The sequence below is a fragment of the Kribbella sp. NPDC020701 genome (assembly GCF_055562215.1).
The window spans coordinates 56,983-72,797 of sequence record NZ_JBVHFT010000017.1; the positions used below are offsets into that span (position 1 = coordinate 56,983).

Annotated in this window: 20 protein-coding genes and 1 pseudogene; 5 read left to right on the top strand and 16 right to left on the bottom strand. The window is 69.2% G+C overall.

The genetic code is table 11. The features are described from left to right. Nucleotides 1-223: 223 nt before the first annotated feature. The 10 genes from ACZ3HV_RS33830 to ACZ3HV_RS33875 are packed head-to-tail and all read right to left on the bottom strand — an operon-like array spanning nucleotide 224 to nucleotide 8,157. Nucleotides 224-664 carry a universal stress protein gene (locus ACZ3HV_RS33830; protein ID WP_465690379.1) on the bottom strand — a complete coding sequence of 147 codons (441 nt, stop codon included), beginning with the start codon at nucleotides 662-664 and terminating at the stop codon, nucleotides 224-226. After that, the gene (locus ACZ3HV_RS33835; RefSeq protein ID WP_465690381.1) at nucleotides 661-1,272 is read right to left on the bottom strand and encodes a V-type ATP synthase subunit D; all 612 of its coding nucleotides are present in this window, start codon (nucleotides 1,270-1,272) and stop codon (nucleotides 661-663) included. Before ACZ3HV_RS33835 ends, ACZ3HV_RS33830 begins: the two co-directional genes overlap by 4 nt. Next, entirely contained in the window at nucleotides 1,269-2,654 is a 1,386-nt protein-coding gene (locus ACZ3HV_RS33840; protein WP_465690383.1) for a V-type ATP synthase subunit B, read from the bottom strand. Before ACZ3HV_RS33840 ends, ACZ3HV_RS33835 begins: the two co-directional genes overlap by 4 nt. Further along, nucleotides 2,651-4,378 (bottom strand): V-type ATP synthase subunit A, encoded by a 1,728-nt coding sequence (locus ACZ3HV_RS33845; RefSeq protein WP_465690385.1) that lies wholly within the window; start codon nucleotides 4,376-4,378, stop codon nucleotides 2,651-2,653. The genes ACZ3HV_RS33840 and ACZ3HV_RS33845 overlap by 4 nt, the downstream gene beginning before the upstream one ends. Further along, the gene (locus ACZ3HV_RS33850) at nucleotides 4,366-4,893 is read right to left on the bottom strand and encodes a V-type ATP synthase subunit E family protein (protein WP_465690387.1); all 528 of its coding nucleotides are present in this window, start codon (nucleotides 4,891-4,893) and stop codon (nucleotides 4,366-4,368) included. Before ACZ3HV_RS33850 ends, ACZ3HV_RS33845 begins: the two co-directional genes overlap by 13 nt. Then, nucleotides 4,890-5,111 (bottom strand): hypothetical protein, encoded by a 222-nt coding sequence (locus ACZ3HV_RS33855; protein WP_465690389.1) that lies wholly within the window; start codon nucleotides 5,109-5,111, stop codon nucleotides 4,890-4,892. The genes ACZ3HV_RS33850 and ACZ3HV_RS33855 overlap by 4 nt, the downstream gene beginning before the upstream one ends. After that, entirely contained in the window at nucleotides 5,108-5,488 is a 381-nt protein-coding gene (locus tag ACZ3HV_RS33860) for an ATP synthase subunit C (protein WP_465690391.1), read from the bottom strand. Before ACZ3HV_RS33860 ends, ACZ3HV_RS33855 begins: the two co-directional genes overlap by 4 nt. After that, complete coding sequence (locus ACZ3HV_RS33865) at nucleotides 5,485-6,804, bottom strand: V-type ATPase 116kDa subunit family protein (protein WP_465690393.1); 1,320 nt, start codon at nucleotides 6,802-6,804, stop codon at nucleotides 5,485-5,487. Before ACZ3HV_RS33865 ends, ACZ3HV_RS33860 begins: the two co-directional genes overlap by 4 nt. Beyond that, on the bottom strand, nucleotides 6,791-7,702 hold the full coding sequence (locus ACZ3HV_RS33870) for a hypothetical protein (RefSeq protein ID WP_465690395.1): 912 nt from the start codon (nucleotides 7,700-7,702) through the stop codon (nucleotides 6,791-6,793). The genes ACZ3HV_RS33865 and ACZ3HV_RS33870 overlap by 14 nt, the downstream gene beginning before the upstream one ends. Nucleotides 7,703-7,716: 14 nt before the next feature. Then, complete coding sequence (locus ACZ3HV_RS33875) at nucleotides 7,717-8,157, bottom strand: hypothetical protein (RefSeq protein ID WP_465690397.1); 441 nt, start codon at nucleotides 8,155-8,157, stop codon at nucleotides 7,717-7,719. 255 nt (nucleotides 8,158-8,412) lie between these two features. Between ACZ3HV_RS33875 and ACZ3HV_RS33880 the strand changes: the two genes are divergently transcribed. Further along, entirely contained in the window at nucleotides 8,413-8,625 is a 213-nt protein-coding gene (locus ACZ3HV_RS33880; RefSeq protein WP_465690399.1) for a DUF1918 domain-containing protein, read from the top strand. 524 nt (nucleotides 8,626-9,149) lie between these two features. On the opposite strand, the gene ACZ3HV_RS33885 is transcribed toward ACZ3HV_RS33880, so the two are convergent. Continuing rightward, nucleotides 9,150-9,269: an acyl-CoA dehydrogenase family protein gene (locus tag ACZ3HV_RS33885; RefSeq protein ID WP_465690401.1), complete on the bottom strand. Its 120-nt coding sequence runs from the start codon at nucleotides 9,267-9,269 to the stop codon at nucleotides 9,150-9,152. Between the two features lie 176 nt (nucleotides 9,270-9,445). Further along, entirely contained in the window at nucleotides 9,446-9,877 is a 432-nt protein-coding gene (locus ACZ3HV_RS33890) for a hypothetical protein (protein ID WP_465690402.1), read from the bottom strand. Nucleotides 9,878-10,385: 508 nt separating this feature from the next. On the opposite strand from ACZ3HV_RS33890, the gene ACZ3HV_RS33895 reads away from it, so the two are divergent. Genes ACZ3HV_RS33895 through ACZ3HV_RS33905 form a run of 3 tightly spaced genes read left to right on the top strand, consistent with a single transcriptional unit; the run spans nucleotide 10,386 to nucleotide 12,244 of the window. Next, on the top strand, nucleotides 10,386-10,919 hold the full coding sequence (locus ACZ3HV_RS33895; RefSeq protein ID WP_465690700.1) for a methyltransferase domain-containing protein: 534 nt from the start codon (nucleotides 10,386-10,388) through the stop codon (nucleotides 10,917-10,919). A 48-nt stretch (nucleotides 10,920-10,967) separates the two neighbouring features. After that, on the top strand, nucleotides 10,968-11,342 hold the full coding sequence (locus ACZ3HV_RS33900; protein ID WP_465690404.1) for a BlaI/MecI/CopY family transcriptional regulator: 375 nt from the start codon (nucleotides 10,968-10,970) through the stop codon (nucleotides 11,340-11,342). Continuing rightward, nucleotides 11,339-12,244, top strand: a complete 906-nt coding sequence (locus tag ACZ3HV_RS33905; RefSeq protein ID WP_465690406.1) for a M56 family metallopeptidase — start codon at nucleotides 11,339-11,341, stop codon at nucleotides 12,242-12,244. The genes ACZ3HV_RS33900 and ACZ3HV_RS33905 overlap by 4 nt, the downstream gene beginning before the upstream one ends. A gap of 30 nt (nucleotides 12,245-12,274) precedes the next feature. On the opposite strand, the pseudogene ACZ3HV_RS33910 reads toward ACZ3HV_RS33905, so the two are convergent. The 4 genes and pseudogenes from ACZ3HV_RS33910 to ACZ3HV_RS33925 form a co-directional block, all read right to left on the bottom strand. Continuing rightward, nucleotides 12,275-12,511, bottom strand: a pseudogene (locus tag ACZ3HV_RS33910) (ABC transporter permease); the annotation flags it as partial. 162 nt (nucleotides 12,512-12,673) lie between these two features. Beyond that, the gene (locus ACZ3HV_RS33915; protein WP_465690408.1) at nucleotides 12,674-13,171 is read right to left on the bottom strand and encodes an ATP-binding cassette domain-containing protein; all 498 of its coding nucleotides are present in this window, start codon (nucleotides 13,169-13,171) and stop codon (nucleotides 12,674-12,676) included. 44 nt (nucleotides 13,172-13,215) lie between these two features. Continuing rightward, nucleotides 13,216-14,238: a cytochrome c oxidase assembly protein gene (locus ACZ3HV_RS33920; RefSeq protein WP_465690410.1), complete on the bottom strand. Its 1,023-nt coding sequence runs from the start codon at nucleotides 14,236-14,238 to the stop codon at nucleotides 13,216-13,218. 12 nt (nucleotides 14,239-14,250) lie between these two features. After that, a complete protein-coding gene (locus tag ACZ3HV_RS33925) occupies nucleotides 14,251-14,589 on the bottom strand; it encodes an ArsR/SmtB family transcription factor (RefSeq protein ID WP_465690412.1) in 339 nt (112 codons plus the stop codon). A gap of 243 nt (nucleotides 14,590-14,832) precedes the next feature. On the opposite strand from ACZ3HV_RS33925, the gene ACZ3HV_RS33930 reads away from it, so the two are divergent. Then, nucleotides 14,833-15,810 carry a cation diffusion facilitator family transporter gene (locus ACZ3HV_RS33930; RefSeq protein ID WP_465690414.1) on the top strand — a complete coding sequence of 326 codons (978 nt, stop codon included), beginning with the start codon at nucleotides 14,833-14,835 and terminating at the stop codon, nucleotides 15,808-15,810. Nucleotides 15,811-15,815 lie beyond the last annotated feature (5 nt).

Here is a 15,815-nt window from a genome sequence, read left to right on the forward strand (position 1 = left end):
CCCTCCGGTTCAGCCCTGAGGGTGCGCCGCCGCTGGTCGCCGCGAGCTATCACGCCGGCCAGGTCGAGGTCCGGGTCGTCGATCGGGTCCTGGTGTCGATCCGATGGACCGCGAGCGGATGTTCCAGCCGCTCGGTGACCGCGACATCGGGGCATGCACGGTGCACCTCGCTTCGCCGTCCCCGGCGCTGCCGGAGCCGAGCCCGTCCTGACGACGCCGGCCGTTATCGCTGCGGTGCGGGCGGCACCACCAGGACCGGTACGTCGGCGAACTCCAGCAGGTGTTCGACGTTCACCGGTGGCGTGCGGCTGCCGACGGGGAGCCGCGGCTCCCGGGCGACCGCGATCAGGTTCGCGCCGCATCGGCCGGCTGCCGCCAACACCTGCTCGGCACCGTGCCCGGACAGTACCTCGGTCTCGGCCGACACGCCCTGGTGGCTCGCAATGGCTGCCACCCGGGCCACCATGGCCACCGCCCCCTGAACCCGCCGCCCGGCGACGTCCGGGATCGCTGCCGCACGGAGCTGAGCGTCGAGCACGTGATCTTCGACGACCGTGACCAGCGTGAGCCTCGCGCCGGCCGCCGCGGCCAGGTCGATCGCCACTTGGGCTGCGTGCAGGGCCGCCGCGGAATCGTCCACCACGACCAGGTACCGGTCCGTCATGGGTGCTCCCGGGACGCGTGCGCCGCGGCCCAGCGCAGCCGCAGGTTCTCCTCACGTTCGGTCTCGTCGAGGCGCTGGACCACCTCGGCCAGGCGCCGTTCGAGCCTGGGGATCCACCGCTGTTCGAGCGCACGTTGCTGCTGGCGGGTCAGCACCAGCTCGGCGGAGACCAGGGCGACCGCGCGCTGCGCGGCGGCCAGCCGTACGCCGGCCACGAGCGCCGCGCGGTGAGCTTGGACGGTGTAGGCCAAGGCGGAGCTTCCGGCCGGCTCGGGCAGCGGAGCGAATTCGGCCTCGGCACGGGTCGGATGCCGCACGCCCATCGTCACGTCGTACCCGATCACGACGTCGGTGAGAGCCGACGGGATCGACGCCTGCACGCCGCGCTGACCGTCCAGGGCGATGCATCGCCGTAGCCAGCCCGCCGCGGCGCGCGATTCGTGCTCGAAGGTCTCGGCAGCTCGGGCGGCGGCCAGCTCCAGCCGTTCGCATTCCACCGCCAGTGCTCGTTGTTTGCGATCCAGCAACTCGACGGCACGCCGTGCGGTCGACAACCTGGCCGTCAGTACGAGGCGTCCGGCGCGGCCGCTGACCGCCGTGCCGCTCACCGTTCGCCGCCTGGCAGATGCTCGGCCAGCGAAGCGCGCGACAGCATCGTGAGTTCGCGCCGGGGCAAGACGGACACGGCCTGCCACAGCCGATCCAGTGTCTCGTCGAAGCTCCGCGCCTCGTCAACCCGCTGCCGCAGCAGCGAATCCTCTAGCGCGGTGGCGTAAGCCAGATAGCCGCGATCGATGTCGCTGAGCGCGCTGCCGCCGATCAGGTCTGCCAGTTCGGCTGCCTGCCGGGCCTGGGCGAGTGCCGCGATCGCCTGGGCGGCCAGGTCCAGGTGGTCGGCTCGGGTCCGGCCCGGGCCGGCACCGTGGCGCATCAACCGGGACAGCGAACTGAGTATGTCGAGCGGCGGGTAGAGGCCGCGGGCATGCAGGTCCTCGGCGAGCACGACCTGTCCTTCGGTGATGTACCCGGTCAAATCCGGCACCGGATGGGTGATGTCACCGGCCGGCATCGTCAGTACCGGCATGATCGTGACCGATCCGGGCCGGCCCCGGATTCGGCCGCACCGCTCGTACAGCGAGGCCAGATCGCTGTAGAGATAGCCCGGATAGGCACGCCGGGCCGGGATCTCCTGACGTGCCGCCGCCACTTCCCGCACCGCTTCGCAGTAGGTGGTCATGTCGGCCATCACCACCAGCACGTGGCTGCCCAGATCGAACGCCAGGTGCTCCGCGACCGTGAGCGCGATCCGAGGCGTCAGCAATCGTTCGATCACCGGGTCGTCCGCGCTGTTCAGCAACATCACCAGCTCTCCCGCCGCGGCCCGCCCCTCCAGCGCCGTCCGAACGAAGTCGATGTCGGCATGTGGCAGCCCCATCGCCGCGAAGACGACCAGGAACGGGTCGCCGACCGCGGACGCCTGGGCCGCGATCTGCGCCGCGAGCTGCAAGTGGGGCAGGCCGGGTACAGAGAAGATCGGCAGCTTCTGCCCGCGGACCAGCGTAGTCAGTGCATCGATCCCGGACACCCCGGTCAGCACGGGTTGCCGCGGTGGTTCGCGCTCGACCGGGTTCAGCGGCCAGCCGTTCACCGGCGCGGTCATCGAGCCGAGCACCGGCGGGCCACCGTCCAGCGGCTCGCCGCGCCCGTCACAGATCCGGCCGAGCCAGCCCGGACCGAGCGGGATCCGGAACGGGCTGCCGCTGAACCCGACCCGGACCCCGCCGAGGCGCATCCCGTCCGTGCCTTCCAGCACGTGCAGTACGGCGAGGTCGTCGGCCACCTCCAGCACGACGCCGTGGCGTTCGGTGCCGTCGTCCAGGCGTACGACGGCCGACTCGTCCCAACCCACGTCACGGACCCCACGCACCACCAGCAGCGAGCCACGCAGAGACTCGACAGCGCCGTACTCGAGGTCTGAACCCGTACTCATGGCAGCGCCTCCAACGCGGTCAGGATCTCGGTGCGGCAACGGTCGAGGTCCGCCCGCTCGGGAGCTTCCTCCCGCGCCCTGATCAGCGCGCCGAAGTCGAACTCCTCCAGCTCCGTCGCCGCCGCTCCCCGGTCGACCAACGCGAGGCAGCGGTCGACGACATCCAGCACCAGCTGCAGCAGTTCAGCACCACGCTCGACAGTGCAGCTGGCATCCACCGCGCTGAGTGCGCTCTGCGCGAGGACCGTTTCGCGCAGCAGCCGACCGCCGAGGATCGTCATGCGTTCCCGTCCCGGCAGCGTCCGGGTGCCGACGATCTCAGCGAGCTCGGTCAATCGCGCCGCCTCCGCCAGCAACCTCATCGCCCGGGCTCGCCGCGCGGCCCAGCCCTGGTTCCCATGACCGGCGTGCCACGCACCCACGGCGGCCACGTCGTGCGAGTACGACGCCGCCCAGCTGACCGCCGGATAGTGGCGCGCGTACGCGAGGTCGCGGTCCAGCGACCAGACGCCGCGGACGAATCGCTCGGTCGCGGTGGTGACCGGCTCGGTCAGGTCACCACCAGGTGGGGACACGGCACCGACCACCGTGACGGCGGCGACCTGGCCGCCGTGCGTCCGGACCCGGCCGGCTCGTTCGTAGAACGCGGCCAATGCCGAGGACAGGTCGGCGGGATATCCCTCCTCCGCGGGCAGCGCTCCGGTCCGGGAGGCGAACTCCCGCAACGCCTCGGCCCACCGCGAGGTCGAGTCTGCCACGACGACCGCGTGATACCCCATGTCCCGGAAGTACTCCGCCACCGTCACAGCGGTGAACACACTGGCCTCTCGCGCCATCATCGGCATGTTCGACGTGTTGGCGAGAATCACCGTGCGGTCGATCATCCGCCCACCGGTGCGCGGATCGGCGAGTTCGGCCAGCTCACCGAGTACGTCCGCCATCTCGTTGCCGCGCTCGCCACACCCGACGTACACGATGACGTCGGCGTCGCACCATTTCGCCAGCTGTTGCAGCAACACGGTCTTGCCGGTGCCAAATCCGCCGGGCACAGCGGTCGTCGACCCTGCACCGATCGGGAAGAGCAGATCCAGCACCCGCTGCCCGGTGTGCAGCGGGACGAAGGTCTCCTCGCGGCGCTCGAACGGCCGCGGCCGTCGGACCGGCCACTGCTCGAACAAACCCACGTCGACATCCCCGACGCGGGCCACCGTCGCGTCGGCCGGCACCTTGCCGGCATCGGCGAGGAATCGTAGTTCCCCGCTCACTCCCGGCGGCACCAAGACCCGGTGCTCGATCGCTCCAGAACCTGTCACGACCCCGAGCACGGTGCCCGGCCGCATCTGGTGTCCCGGCTCCACACCGGGCACGAAGTGCCAGCGTGCCGCCGTGGAATCGTCCGAGACCAATTGTTGCGGGGACAGCCAGGTCGGTGCCGTCGACAACGGACGCAGCAATCCGTCGAAGACCTGTCCGAGCAGGCCTGGACCGAGGCGGGCGGACAGCGGGCGCCCAGTGCGGCGAACCGACCCGCCGGCCCTCAGGCCTCCGGTGTACTCGAAGGCCTGCAAGGTGCAGGTGCCACCGCTGATCGCGACCACTTCGGCCGGGATGCGGAGCTCACCGAGTTCCAGCACCTCGTACATCGCGGTGTCCGGCACGTCCTGGACCTCGACCAGCGGACCGTTGATGCGCCGAATCCGCCCTGGCTGCGTCACGCTGTCCACAGCTCTGCCACCTCCGCACCTGACCGCTCCAGAGCACGCTCCGCCAAGGTCGGAAGCGTCAGATCCAGCCGTCGGTCACCGGCCGACGCCAGCACACCGCCGTCGGCACAGTCCGTCACCGTCGCGTCGGAACCCAACTGGGCCAGCGCTCGTTCGGCCAGGTGGGCCCGGAGCTCTTCATATCCAGGACCTTCGGCCAGGGCCGTCGCAGCGGCACGGCACCGCTGACGCAGTTCGTCGTAGAGCTCTCGCTGCGCTGTGAGCATACTCCGCCGCGCGTCCCGGCGGCTCTGAGCCAACCGAACGTTCACGGCCGCAGTGGCTTCGGCCTCGCCGTCCGCGCGGGCGGTGGCCAGGATCTCGTCGGCAGTACGTCGTGCATCGGCGAGCAGCTCGTCCGTGCGTTGGTGTGCCTGCCGAAGCGCCTCCGCGGCATCGGCGTGGGCAGCCGCGCGCAACGCCGTTCGGACCGGATCCAGGGCAGCGTTGGCGATCGACGTGAGCGGACGACTCATGGAGGCAACACCGCCGTCAGCACTGCTGCGGACTCGAGCACCTGGGGTCCGAGCGCCTCGGCGGCCTGTGGCGTGAGCAGCACCACCCCGACATCGGCGGGCAACTGGTGCCACCAGCGCCGTACCTCCTCGGGTGTACTTGCGGTGAGCAACTGTGCGCCCACCAGCCCGTAGCCGGACGTGCGGACCGGCTCTCCTAGCACCGCGACCGTGGTCATCTGGCCTCGCCCACCAAGATGATGGCGACGATGAGCCCGTAGATCGCGATGCCCTCGGCGAGCCCGACCACCACCATCGCGCGGCCGAACAGCTCCGGCCGCTCGCTCATCGCGGCCAAGGCGGCGGCGCCGGTGTAGGCGACTGCGACACCGGCTCCGATCGCCGAGCCGGCGACCGCGATGGCGGCGCCGAGCAGGGCGGACCCGTTGGCCGTGGCCGCGGTCGCCTGGCCCGCAGTGGCCACCGCGGGCGCCGCGAACCCCCAGTCCGCGGTCACGATGGTGATCAGCAGGGCGATTGCGGCCGTCAGCAGGACGACGTTCACCACAGTCAGCACGGCCGCCGCCCAGGGATGCCTGCGAAGGAAGGTTCTCACGGTGTCACCTCCACGTCCTCCGCGGGCAGTCGCCACGGACGGAACGGCCGCCCGTCCGACTCGAAGACCCGGGAGAACAGTTCGTAGTACTCGAGACGAAGCGCCTGGATGCCTGCGACCAGCGCCTCCAGCGCGAACGCGACGGCGGTCCCGACGAGCAGCACCAGGACGGCACCCGTCCGGCCCGACAGCGAACCGTCGTCCCATAGGGCGACAGCGCCAAGCCAGACGATCGCACCGAGGGCCGCATGGGTCAGGCCGAAGGCGGCCAGGCGGGCGAACGAGACAACGTTCGATCCCAGCCGGACGACCACGTCGAACAATTCGACTACCGCCTGCAGCACTCCGGCGGCGCCGCCACCGGCCACCACGAGCAGGCCGACGAAGGTGAGCACCAAGCCGGCGGTCGCGAGCAGAACGGCTGCCAGCACGACGCCGCCGCTGCCGAAGTAGATGCCGGCGACGAGACCACCGAGCGCGACGAACAGCAGGCTGCCGGCGATGCCGGTTCGGGCGTACAGAGCGAGACCCCAGCCACCCTCGCGGAAGCGGTTGACGATTCCTAATGCGTACGCACCGCCGAGCAGTACCGCGCCGACGCCGATCGCGGTCAGCAGCAAGGTGATGACGTCGTCGACCGGAGACAGCCAGAGCACCGGTACCACTCCGGTCGGACCGAACATCTCGCCGTACAGGAATCCGAAAACCACACTGGTCACGCCCGCCCCGGCCAGGAACGGCCATGCGCGCCGGATCTTCGCGAGCCGGGTGAACCGGCCGCTGCGGACGACCGCCGCGCCGATCAGCAGAAGCAGGCCGTGACCGACGTCGCCGAACATCATCCCGAACATCGCCACGTAGACGATCCCGGCGACCAGCGACGGATCCACATCGGCGTACGGCACCGTCGTGTAGGTCTGCACGAGCAGTTCGAAGGACTGGCCGCGACCCTTCTGCCGCAACAACGTCGGCGGCTGGATGCCCGGCGGATGCGGGAGAGGTACGACGGCGCCGCCGATCGATGCCAGCGCGTTCGCCAGCTCCGGGAGGGCCGCACTCGGCGTCCAGCCCAGCCAGGCCGTGACAGGTCCGTGGCCGACCGCCTGATCCGTTCGCCGCCGGAACTCCGTCTCGCGCGCGGACCAGTCCGGCTGCCGCTCGGCTGCGACGGCCAACTCGACCTCGGGCTGCACCGGATCGAGTTCCACGACCCCGGCCGCATCCAGCCTCGCCAGCAGATCACGTGTGTGCTCGGCCGGGACGACCAGACCGACACGCTGCATCCGCACCGGCCGCACGGCATCACGCCAGGACATCGAGCACCTCCCCCGGTCCGGCTCCGAGTGCTGCGTCCCCGAGCGCGACCCGCACCCGCCAGCCGTCCACCGCCAGCACGGCGACCGCGCCCAGGAACGGTTCCACCCCTGGCGTTCCGTGCCGCAGCAGCCGGAACCCTTCCGACTCGACCCGGACAGCCAAACCTGTCTCAGCGCGCCAGAGGGCGGACGGGGAGTCCACACCCTCCAGGACCCAACGCCCAGCGGACGGGACCGTCTCACGCAGCGCGGCCACCGAGCTCGCCCGCACCCAGTCCGTCCCGACCAAGGGGGCCGCAGCCCGCACCAGCCACTCGGCCGGTCCAGCAGTCGCCACGAGCAGCTGTTTGGCGACCAGCAGGACCGCCGCACCGCTCACCCACTCGATCGCCGGTGCCGCCTCGCCCGCCACCATCCGCAGCCAGCGCAGCGCCAGTACGTCATGCAACGCCTCCACGGTGTTGGCGCCCGGATCGCCCCAGGGCGAGGCCGCGAGCGCTTCCCGCAGAGCCTGTGACGAGGTCGTCACCGCGAGCCGCGGCCAGGACAACGCCAAGCTGCCGAGCTCGTAGTACTGCGCGGACCGGCCGGGCTCAGCGAGACTCCGCGCATGAGCCTCGATGTTGGCGCGTTCGTAGCGTGCGCCCAGTGCCCGGGCCAGCCCGACCGCCGATCTGGGCAGCCAGCCCGCCAGCACCCGCAACTGCCACAGCTCCGCGGCCGCGATCAGCCGTTCCGCCGCCGGCAAGGATGTGCCCGGCGCCGAGGCCTTCGCGTACGCCGTACTAGCGAGCAGACCGAGCGCATCCGGCAGGCTGGGCGCGAGCGCGATCCGCCGGGCCGCACCGGCCCCGAGACGCCGGCGCGCCATCGCCTTCGCCCGTACCGTAGCGGCCACCCAGCCTCCACCCATCACGCCGCTCCGGCTCGTCCGGCGTCGGCGCGAACCCGATCCAGGATCAGGGCGACCAGCTCGTCCATCCGCTGCCGGCCGCGCTGGGTCAGCAGTTCGGCCTCGGCTGTCGCGGTGGTCCGGGTGCGCTCGGCCACAGCATCCCCACCGGCCGTGATCGCGGCCGCCGCCTCCGCGCGCTCGGCCGGTCCGCGGGCGGCAGCGGAGGCAACCAGACCGGCCGCCTCGCGTTGCGCCGTACCGATCAGCTCGGCGGCCTCGTCCTCGGCACGCGTCCGGATCTCCCGGCACTCGGCGATCACACCGTCCAGGGCGTCGAAGACCGCGACCAGTTCGGCGGGCACACCGGAGTGGCGGTCCTCGGGTACGCCGACCGGACCGGCACCTCCCGGAGCCCCGACGGGACGGAAGCGACGCAGCCGGTCCAGCATCAGGCTCATTGCACTCCCCGTTCGGTTGTCACGGGTCCCGGGGCACCTCACGCCGGGTCTATCAGCATCCTGGCCGCGCGGTGCCGGCCCTCCCAAGGGCCCAAGGTCCCGACCACCCCGGACAAGGGACCTCCAGCCGGGCGAGGGCCTTTCGGTCCCTGCCGGCGGGAACTTGGCCCCTGCCGCCGCGCCCGGGGCAGGTGTCACCTGAAGGTAGGCGCGCCGCCGGACGGCCGGCAGCCACGCAGCGGGAGGAGCACGATCATGAAAGCGGCACCTGGCGACTGGCTGATGATCGAAGGCACCCACCTCAACGACCAGAAACGTCACGGCCTGATCCTGGAGGTCCACGGCCCCGACGGATCGCCGCCGTACCTCGTCCGCTGGGACGACACAGAGACCGAGACGCTGGTCATCCCGAGCACGGGCGCCCACATCTTGACCGCCGAACAGATGAGGCAGGCCCAGGGCCCCTGAACGGCGGACCAGCACGTGGGGAAACAGCCGAGCCTGAGCCTGACCTACGCCCTGCCGTTGCCGTTCTTCAGCAGCCCACTGGGGATCCCCTCGGTTCCGCGTCCGGGCCTGGACGTACGACGAACTGGTCTGGAAGCCGGCGCTCGCCGAAGCCCACATCATCCCGATGCCCACGAAGGACGCGCGACACAGACGGCATTGCGTATCCAGCCGTGAGAACGGCATGCACGCGCTGCGACACCGCTACGCGTTATCGCCCTCGCCGACGGCGTCAACATCAAAGAGCTGGCCGAGTACCGGGCCACGGGGACCCAGGCTTCACCCTCCGCCTGTACACCCACATGCTCCCGTCCTCGCACGAGCGGGCACGGAAAGCCGTGGACACGCGCCTGGGTCGCCTCTTCTCCGCTCATCACGGAACAGTCACGGAACAGGCCGCCGACTACTCCCCTACTCGGTCCTGGGAGCCGGACGGCGGCCCGCACCTCGAAGACCCTGGAATCGGGCTCTGACCTGCGGAAACGTCAGCGGATTCGCATGCCTGAGATCGCGCGGGCGATGACCAACCTCTGGATCTCCGAGGTGCCTTCGAAGATGGTGTAGATCTTTACTGCCTCGTGGGCGGTTCGCGTCTTGGAGGCCAAATCGGCCTCCGACCTGCGTGTTTGTCTCTCAGCGCTGCTCGACTGTGATCGTCGATTGCCGATGTCTCACGGAGCTGTGACGGAGCTGGATCCGCTGGCCGCCACGCTTCCGAATGACGTTTGTGCGTTGGCGTTGAGCTCATCTCCGGTTACCTCCGAGAGTGTCGATCGGGTGGTTAGTCGGAGAACAGGAGCAGGAGGCCGCCGACCGTGTAGGCGACCATGACTATCAGGAGCGGGAGTTGGCCGGCCAGGGCCGTGCGGCGCGGGAACAGTGCGACCGCGCGATCATGGGCGGACACGACCCCGAGAAGGTGGCCGATCACCACTGCGCCGACCTGGATCGTCGCGATCGCTGTGGTGTGGTCGGCGATGCCGGCGTTGACGCCCAACAGGCCGGTGCCAAACAGGTTCCAGCCATTGCTGAGTGGATCGCTCAGCAAGATCAAGGTCCGCTGACCTTCCAGCACCAGCAGGGTGAAGTAGTGCGCGATGACGTAGCCGAGCACGATCGGCACCACTGAGTGGGCGAACAAGCCCGGCAGCGCGGTGCGCGAGCTGTTCGACAGCCGTCCGGCCAGAATCGTCGCCCCGGAGTACGTGGCCATGACGAAGAGTACGAAAACGGCGAGTGCGATCGTGCCGAGCAGCGAACACGCCCATGACCGCGCACAGGACCACCAGGAAGCGCACCAGGCTCAGCCGGTTGGACAGCCACAGCGTGTTCATCACCGGTCAGCGTAGCGTGCGGCGCCGGACCGTCGACATCTTGCGCATCGAGAGGGCACTTGTATCAACTATGATTCTTAGTACGATACGGGATCGTAGATGGTTCGTCCGTGGTGGGGACCTGGACGGGCCGGGGCGCGGCCGCTGACGGCCGCTGATCTAGGGGGCGTCATGTCGTTGCTGGGAACTGTGCGGTCCGGGGTGAATCGAGCTCTTCGACCCGCCGGGGTGCAACTTGTCAGGGGATACAGCACGGATCCGGGGATCAGCCCGTTTCTGCCTGCTGGCAAGACGATTTCGGCGGCGAACAAGGCGGGCCTATCAGTCGGGGACTACCTGGACGGGTTCAGTGCGGAGCCCGGCGCTACAGCCGAAACGGTCGAGGCAATGCTCCGGCTCGGTGAGTTGGGCAACACAGTGGACCGGGTGTGCGAGATCGGCCCAGGGTCGGGGCGATACATGACCAGAGTGATGGACACGCTGCAACCGAAGGCCTACGAGATCTATGAAACGGCGCCGGACTGGCTGCGCTACTTGCAGCAGATCAGACCGGAGATCATCGCCCAGCCCGCCGACGGGCATTCGCTGGCTTCAACTCCGTCTGCTTCGGTCGATCTGGTTCATTCGCACAAGTTGTTCTGCTACATCCCGTTCGTCACCGCGCTCGGGTATATCGCGGAGATGGCCAGGGTGGTGCGTCCGGGTGGCGTGGTCGCGTTCGACCTGATCACCGATCAGTGTCTGGACGACTTGGTGACGAAAACCTGGCTCCACGAGCCTTCGCGTGCGACCATCTACACGCTGACGCCACGCGACTGGGTGCAGGATTTCCTGGCGCGACGTGGCCTGGAGCCGGCCGGAAGTCAGTTCGTGCCACTGAGTGGTGGGCGAACCGAACTGCTCGTCTTTCGGTGTCCATGAGCTGTCAGCTGGTGGTGGGGGCGACAAACAGGCCAGCAGGAGGTAGGCGTGCGGGGATTCGGTGACCTCGAAGCGGTGATCATGGACCGCCTGTGGAGCTGGGAGCACGCCGCGACGGTCCGCGAGATGCTCGATGACCTGGCCGAGGAACGACGTCTGGCCTACACGACGGTGATGACCGTGATGGACAACCTGTACCGGAAGGGCTGGCTGACCAGAGAGCTGGACGGCAAGGCCTACCGGTACCGGCCTGTGTCGTCGCGGCAGGAGTACAGCGCGGAACTGATACGGCAGGTGCTCGCCGGCAGCGGCGACGAGGTCGCCACCCTGCTGCGATTCGTGGACCGCATGACCGATCAGGAGGCCACGGCTGTACGGGAGGCGCTGCAGGGTCGGCGTCGCGACGACAAGCGTGAATCATGAACGTCACGACACACGTGCTCCTGCTGACCGGTTATGCGGCGACTGTTGCGACTTGCGCGCCACGCCTGCTGTCGGACTCGACCTTGTCGAGACGGTCACCAGGACTGGCGATGGCGTTGTGGCACGCATCGATCGGATCCGCGGGATTCGCCATCAGCCTGGCGGCGGTGAAGCTCATCTCCACTGCCCGTTTCCTGCCGATCGGACGACCTGACGCACACGATCACGCGATGTCGACCGTCGAGACTCTGGCGACAGTAGCGATGGGTCTGTTCGTCGTCGTCTTCGCGTCCGCCTGCCTCCTGCAGGCGGCCACCCGCCTCCTCCGAGCGCAGCGCACTATGCGCCGAAGACATCTCGACCTGTTGTCGGTGCTCGGACGCCACGACCCAGAGCTCGACGCGACCGTCATCCCGTCGGAGACGGCAGCCGCGTACTGCGTCGCCGGTACCAACCGGGTGGTGATCACCGAACACGCCCTCAAAGTCCTGGAGCCACACCAGGTGGCAGCGGTACTCGCGCACGAACGCGCCCACCTGACCGGTCGCCATCATTGGCTGGTCACCTGGGCAACGCTGCTCGCCGATGCGTTCCCCGGCATCGCGGTTCTGTGCCGGCTTCGCGAGGCCACCACAAATCTGGTCGAGTTGCTCGCTGATGACCGGGCCTTGCGACAGGTCGACGGCGGCAGCCTGGCCGGCGCGATCTCCTTGCTCGGCCGCGATGCACCCGACGGCGGCCTGGCAGCGGTCGGCGGCCAGGCCCTGGTCCGCGTAGAGCGACTGCTCGAACCTCCACCCCGGCTGTGGCCGCCCGTCCTGATCGGCGCGGCTGCGGTGACGCCACTCCTCGTCGGTCTACCTCTCGTGCTGGCCACCTTCCCAGCCGGCGCCAATTTCTGAGTGAAAGGCACCGCCCACAGCTCGGCGAAACTACCGCGTGCCGATCGCCCGGAGGCGGTGGGCGTGGTCGAAGAGTGCTCGCTCGGTCAGGCGGCCGGCGATCAGTGCGGCGAGGGCGGCCGCCGCCAGGATCATGTACATGACGACGATCTGGTAGCGGATCGCGGTGAGCGGGTCGACGCCGGCCAGGATCAGGCCGGTCATCGCACCCGGGAGGCTGATCAGGCCGACCACCCGGGTCGAGTCGACCGATGGGATCAAAGCGGTGCGGAGTGACCGCGCCGATCGCGATCAGCTGTACGGCGGCTTGGACGGCCGCGACCAGCACTTCGCGAGACAGTTTCAGTCACTGCTGCCAGACCACCAGTACGGCGACGGCCACCAGGGCCGCCGAGGTTGCGACTCCCGCCCAGGAAGGAATCTGTGGACTCATTCCGCATCACCCTGTAGGTAGGCGACCTCGCCGGCCGGGCCGTGCTCGACCAATCGTCCGGCGGTCAGTACGACGGCCTCGTCGGCGATCCGGCGGGCCTGGGCGGCATCGTGGCTGACGATGACCACCGTCATCCCATCCGCCACCAGTTGCTTGAATACCGCTTCGACTGTCGCAGTGCTCGCGGGATCCAGCGCCGACGTCGACTCGTCCGCGAGCAGGACCTCAGGTTCGACAGCGAGCGCTCGCGCCAGGCAGACCCGTTGAGCCTCGCCGCCGGAGAGTCCCGCCGTCGGGCGGCCGTTCATCAGGACCCGGCCACCGGAAGGTTCACCGAGTCGGTTCAGCAGCCGGAGCAGGGTCGACTTCCCCGCTCCCGACGGCCCGACCAACGCCGTACAGACTCCGGCGCGGACCTGGGTGGTGATCGAGTCCAGGAGCAGGGCCTGCCCGCGGTCGACGGAGACTCGCTCGAGTTCGAACACCGCTACCATATTCACCTCCAGCCGTAGTAGACACTACCGCCAGGTGTGCGGGCTCATTGCTGGGACGACAACTCGTGCAGGCGCCGCAGTTTCGCGTTGTAGGCGGCCAAGGCCGCGTCGCCGTCGCGGGCCGCCTGCCGGTCGAGCCTGGCTGCCTCGCGACGGTCGGAGCGAAGCCACTGCACGAGGACCACCAAGGTGACGAGGACGATCGGTGCCTCGCCGAATCCCCACGCGACGCCACCGCCCGTCGCCTGGTCGGACAGCGGATCGACGCCGAGGCGACGGGTCGACTCGGCCATCGTCGCACTCAGCGGAGCCGCCGCCTGCATCACGATGACGCCGAAGAAGGCGTGGAACGGCACTGCGATCAGCATCTCCACCAGTCGCAGGCCGGGCGCCGTACGACGCGGCCACGGGTCGACGCGCAGGATCGGGCCGAAGAACAACAACCCGACCAGCAGGAAGTGGATCAGCATCAGTTGATGGCCGAGATGGCTGGACATGGCCAGGTCGAACAACCCACTGAAGTACAGTCCGAACAAACTGACGACGAACGCCGGCACTGTCACGCCGGGATGTGACATCAGCCGGGCCAATCGTGAATGCAGCACCGCCAGCAACCCTCGGCGTACTGCGCTCGTGGCAGGGAGGGCGCGCAACGCGAGGGTGATAGGTGCCCCGAGCAACAACAGGATCGGGGTGAGCATGGACAGCACCATGTGCTGCGCCATGTGCACGCTGAAAAGCACCATCCCCAGGTGCCCGACGCCCGTACAGGTCACCCCCAGCAGCGTGAGCAGGCCGAGGAACCATCCGGCCACCCGGCCGATCGGCCAGTACACGCCGTTGGTGCGAAGCAGCACGACGCCGACCGCGTAGGTCACGGCCAGCACGACGATCGCGGCGAGCCATCCCGTGCTCGGCTGCCAGGAGGCGAGATCCTCGAAGCGCACGACATCGCCGACAGGGCCGGGATCGCGCCCCTCCCCCATCGGCATCTGCACGCCACCGTGGCTCCCGTGGCCTTGGTGGCCTGCGTGGGGATCGGCCGGTGGCGGGGTCGGGTCGGGCACTGTACGTCCTTGTCAGTTGTGAGGCGGTTCGCCGGTCACGGCGTGATCGGCGTGGAACAGAGCTTCGGCGATGACCCGGCGCAGGTGGACACCGCGGATGGAGTACAGCGATCTGCGACCATCCCGCCGTACGTCGACAGCACCGGACAACCGCAGCCGGGCAAGATGCTGCGAGGTCGCGGGCTGCGACATCCCCACCTGCTCTGCCAGCGTGCTCACATCCAACTCGGCCCCCTCCGCGAGCGCCCAGAGCAGCCGGAGCCGGGTCTGGTCCGCCAACAGGCGGAAGGTGTCGACGGCCACGACGACCTGATCGTCCGTCGGAGCGGCCAGCTCCTCGTCGGACTTCATGATTGCATCCATGCGCACATGCGCATACGAGATGGTAACCTGGAGTGTCGGCGCACCACACCGCGACACTCACCTCGCGAGGTTTTCATGACGCACTCCCATCCCGAGCAGGGCCATGGTCACGGACATGGCCACGGTCACCACGATGATGCCGGAAACACGCCCGAAAACAGCCATGGGCACGGTCACGGCCATGGCCACGGACATGGGCATGGGCATGATCACCCGGGCGGGGTCCGTGCGTTGTTCCTCTCGATCTTCAAGCCGCACAGCCATGACACCGCCGACTCGATCGACTCCGCACTCGAGGCGAGCAGCGAGGGCATCCGCGCACTCAAGATCAGCCTGCTGGGTCTCGGCATCACAGCCGTCGCGCAGCTCGTCGTCGTCATCCTGACCGACTCGACCGCGCTGCTCGCCGACACGATCCACAACTTCTCCGACGCGCTCACCGCCGTACCGCTCTGGGTCGCCTTCGTCCTGGGGCGCCGCGTCGCCACCAAGCGCTACACCTACGGGTTCGGCCGGGCCGAAGACCTGGCCGGCGTCTTCATCGTCCTGATGATCGCGCTGTCCGCGATCATCGCTGGCTACGAGTCGATCCGCCGGCTGTTCGAACCGCAGCCGATCACGAACACCGGCGTCGTGCTCGCCGCCGGTCTGATCGGCTTCGCCGGCAACGAGCTCGTCGCCGTCTACCGGATCCGGGTCGGCCGGAAGATCGGCTCGGCCGCGCTCGTCGCCGACGGCCTGCACGCCCGGACCGACGGATTCACCTCGCTCGCGGTCGTCATTGCCGCGCTCGGTGTCATGGCCGGCTTCCCGCTGGCGGACCCGATCATCGGTCTGCTGATCACGGTCGCCATCCTGGTCGTCCTGAAGGGCGCTGCCACCGACATCTACCGCCGGCTGATGGATGCCGTCGAGCCCGAGCTGGTCGACGCCGCCGACCGCTCACTGCGTGGCGTGGTGGGCGTCCACGAGGTCACCAACCTCCAGCTGCGCTGGACCGGCCACCGCTTGCGCGCCGAGACCAGCGTCACCGTCGACCCCTCCCTCGACATCGTCGCCGCCCACGCCGTCGCGGTCGAGGCCGAGCACGCCCTCCTGCATGGCGTACCACGGCTGATCTCCGCCACCGTGCACGTGAGCCCGGCCGGCCACGCCGGCGACGAGCAGCACAGCGCCCTCGACCACCACCGCGAGGCCGTCGGGCGGTAGCCGCC

What these genes read in the sequence shown, in the direction of transcription:
- ACZ3HV_RS33850 (WP_465690387.1), bottom strand. Translation starts at nt 4,893, where the DNA reads ATGAGTCGTCCGCTCACGTCGATCGCCAACGCTGCCCTGGATCCGGTC.
- ACZ3HV_RS33925 (WP_465690412.1), bottom strand. Translation starts at nt 14,589, where the DNA reads ATGAAGTCCGACGAGGAGCTGGCCGCTCCGACGGACGATCAGGTCGTC.
- ACZ3HV_RS33865 (WP_465690393.1), bottom strand. Translation starts at nt 6,804, where the DNA reads ATGTCCTGGCGTGATGCCGTGCGGCCGGTGCGGATGCAGCGTGTCGGT.
- ACZ3HV_RS33905 (WP_465690406.1), top strand. Translation starts at nt 11,339, where the DNA reads ATGAACGTCACGACACACGTGCTCCTGCTGACCGGTTATGCGGCGACT.
- ACZ3HV_RS33915 (WP_465690408.1), bottom strand. Translation starts at nt 13,171, where the DNA reads ATGGTAGCGGTGTTCGAACTCGAGCGAGTCTCCGTCGACCGCGGGCAG.
- ACZ3HV_RS33895 (WP_465690700.1), top strand. Translation starts at nt 10,386, where the DNA reads ATGCTCCGGCTCGGTGAGTTGGGCAACACAGTGGACCGGGTGTGCGAG.
- ACZ3HV_RS33840 (WP_465690383.1), bottom strand. Translation starts at nt 2,654, where the DNA reads ATGAGTACGGGTTCAGACCTCGAGTACGGCGCTGTCGAGTCTCTGCGT.
- ACZ3HV_RS33855 (WP_465690389.1), bottom strand. Translation starts at nt 5,111, where the DNA reads ATGACCACGGTCGCGGTGCTAGGAGAGCCGGTCCGCACGTCCGGCTAC.
- ACZ3HV_RS33890 (WP_465690402.1), bottom strand. Translation starts at nt 9,877, where the DNA reads ATGGCCACGTACTCCGGGGCGACGATTCTGGCCGGACGGCTGTCGAAC.
- ACZ3HV_RS33880 (WP_465690399.1), top strand. Translation starts at nt 8,413, where the DNA reads ATGAAAGCGGCACCTGGCGACTGGCTGATGATCGAAGGCACCCACCTC.
- ACZ3HV_RS33830 (WP_465690379.1), bottom strand. Translation starts at nt 664, where the DNA reads ATGACGGACCGGTACCTGGTCGTGGTGGACGATTCCGCGGCGGCCCTG.
- ACZ3HV_RS33875 (WP_465690397.1), bottom strand. Translation starts at nt 8,157, where the DNA reads ATGAGCCTGATGCTGGACCGGCTGCGTCGCTTCCGTCCCGTCGGGGCT.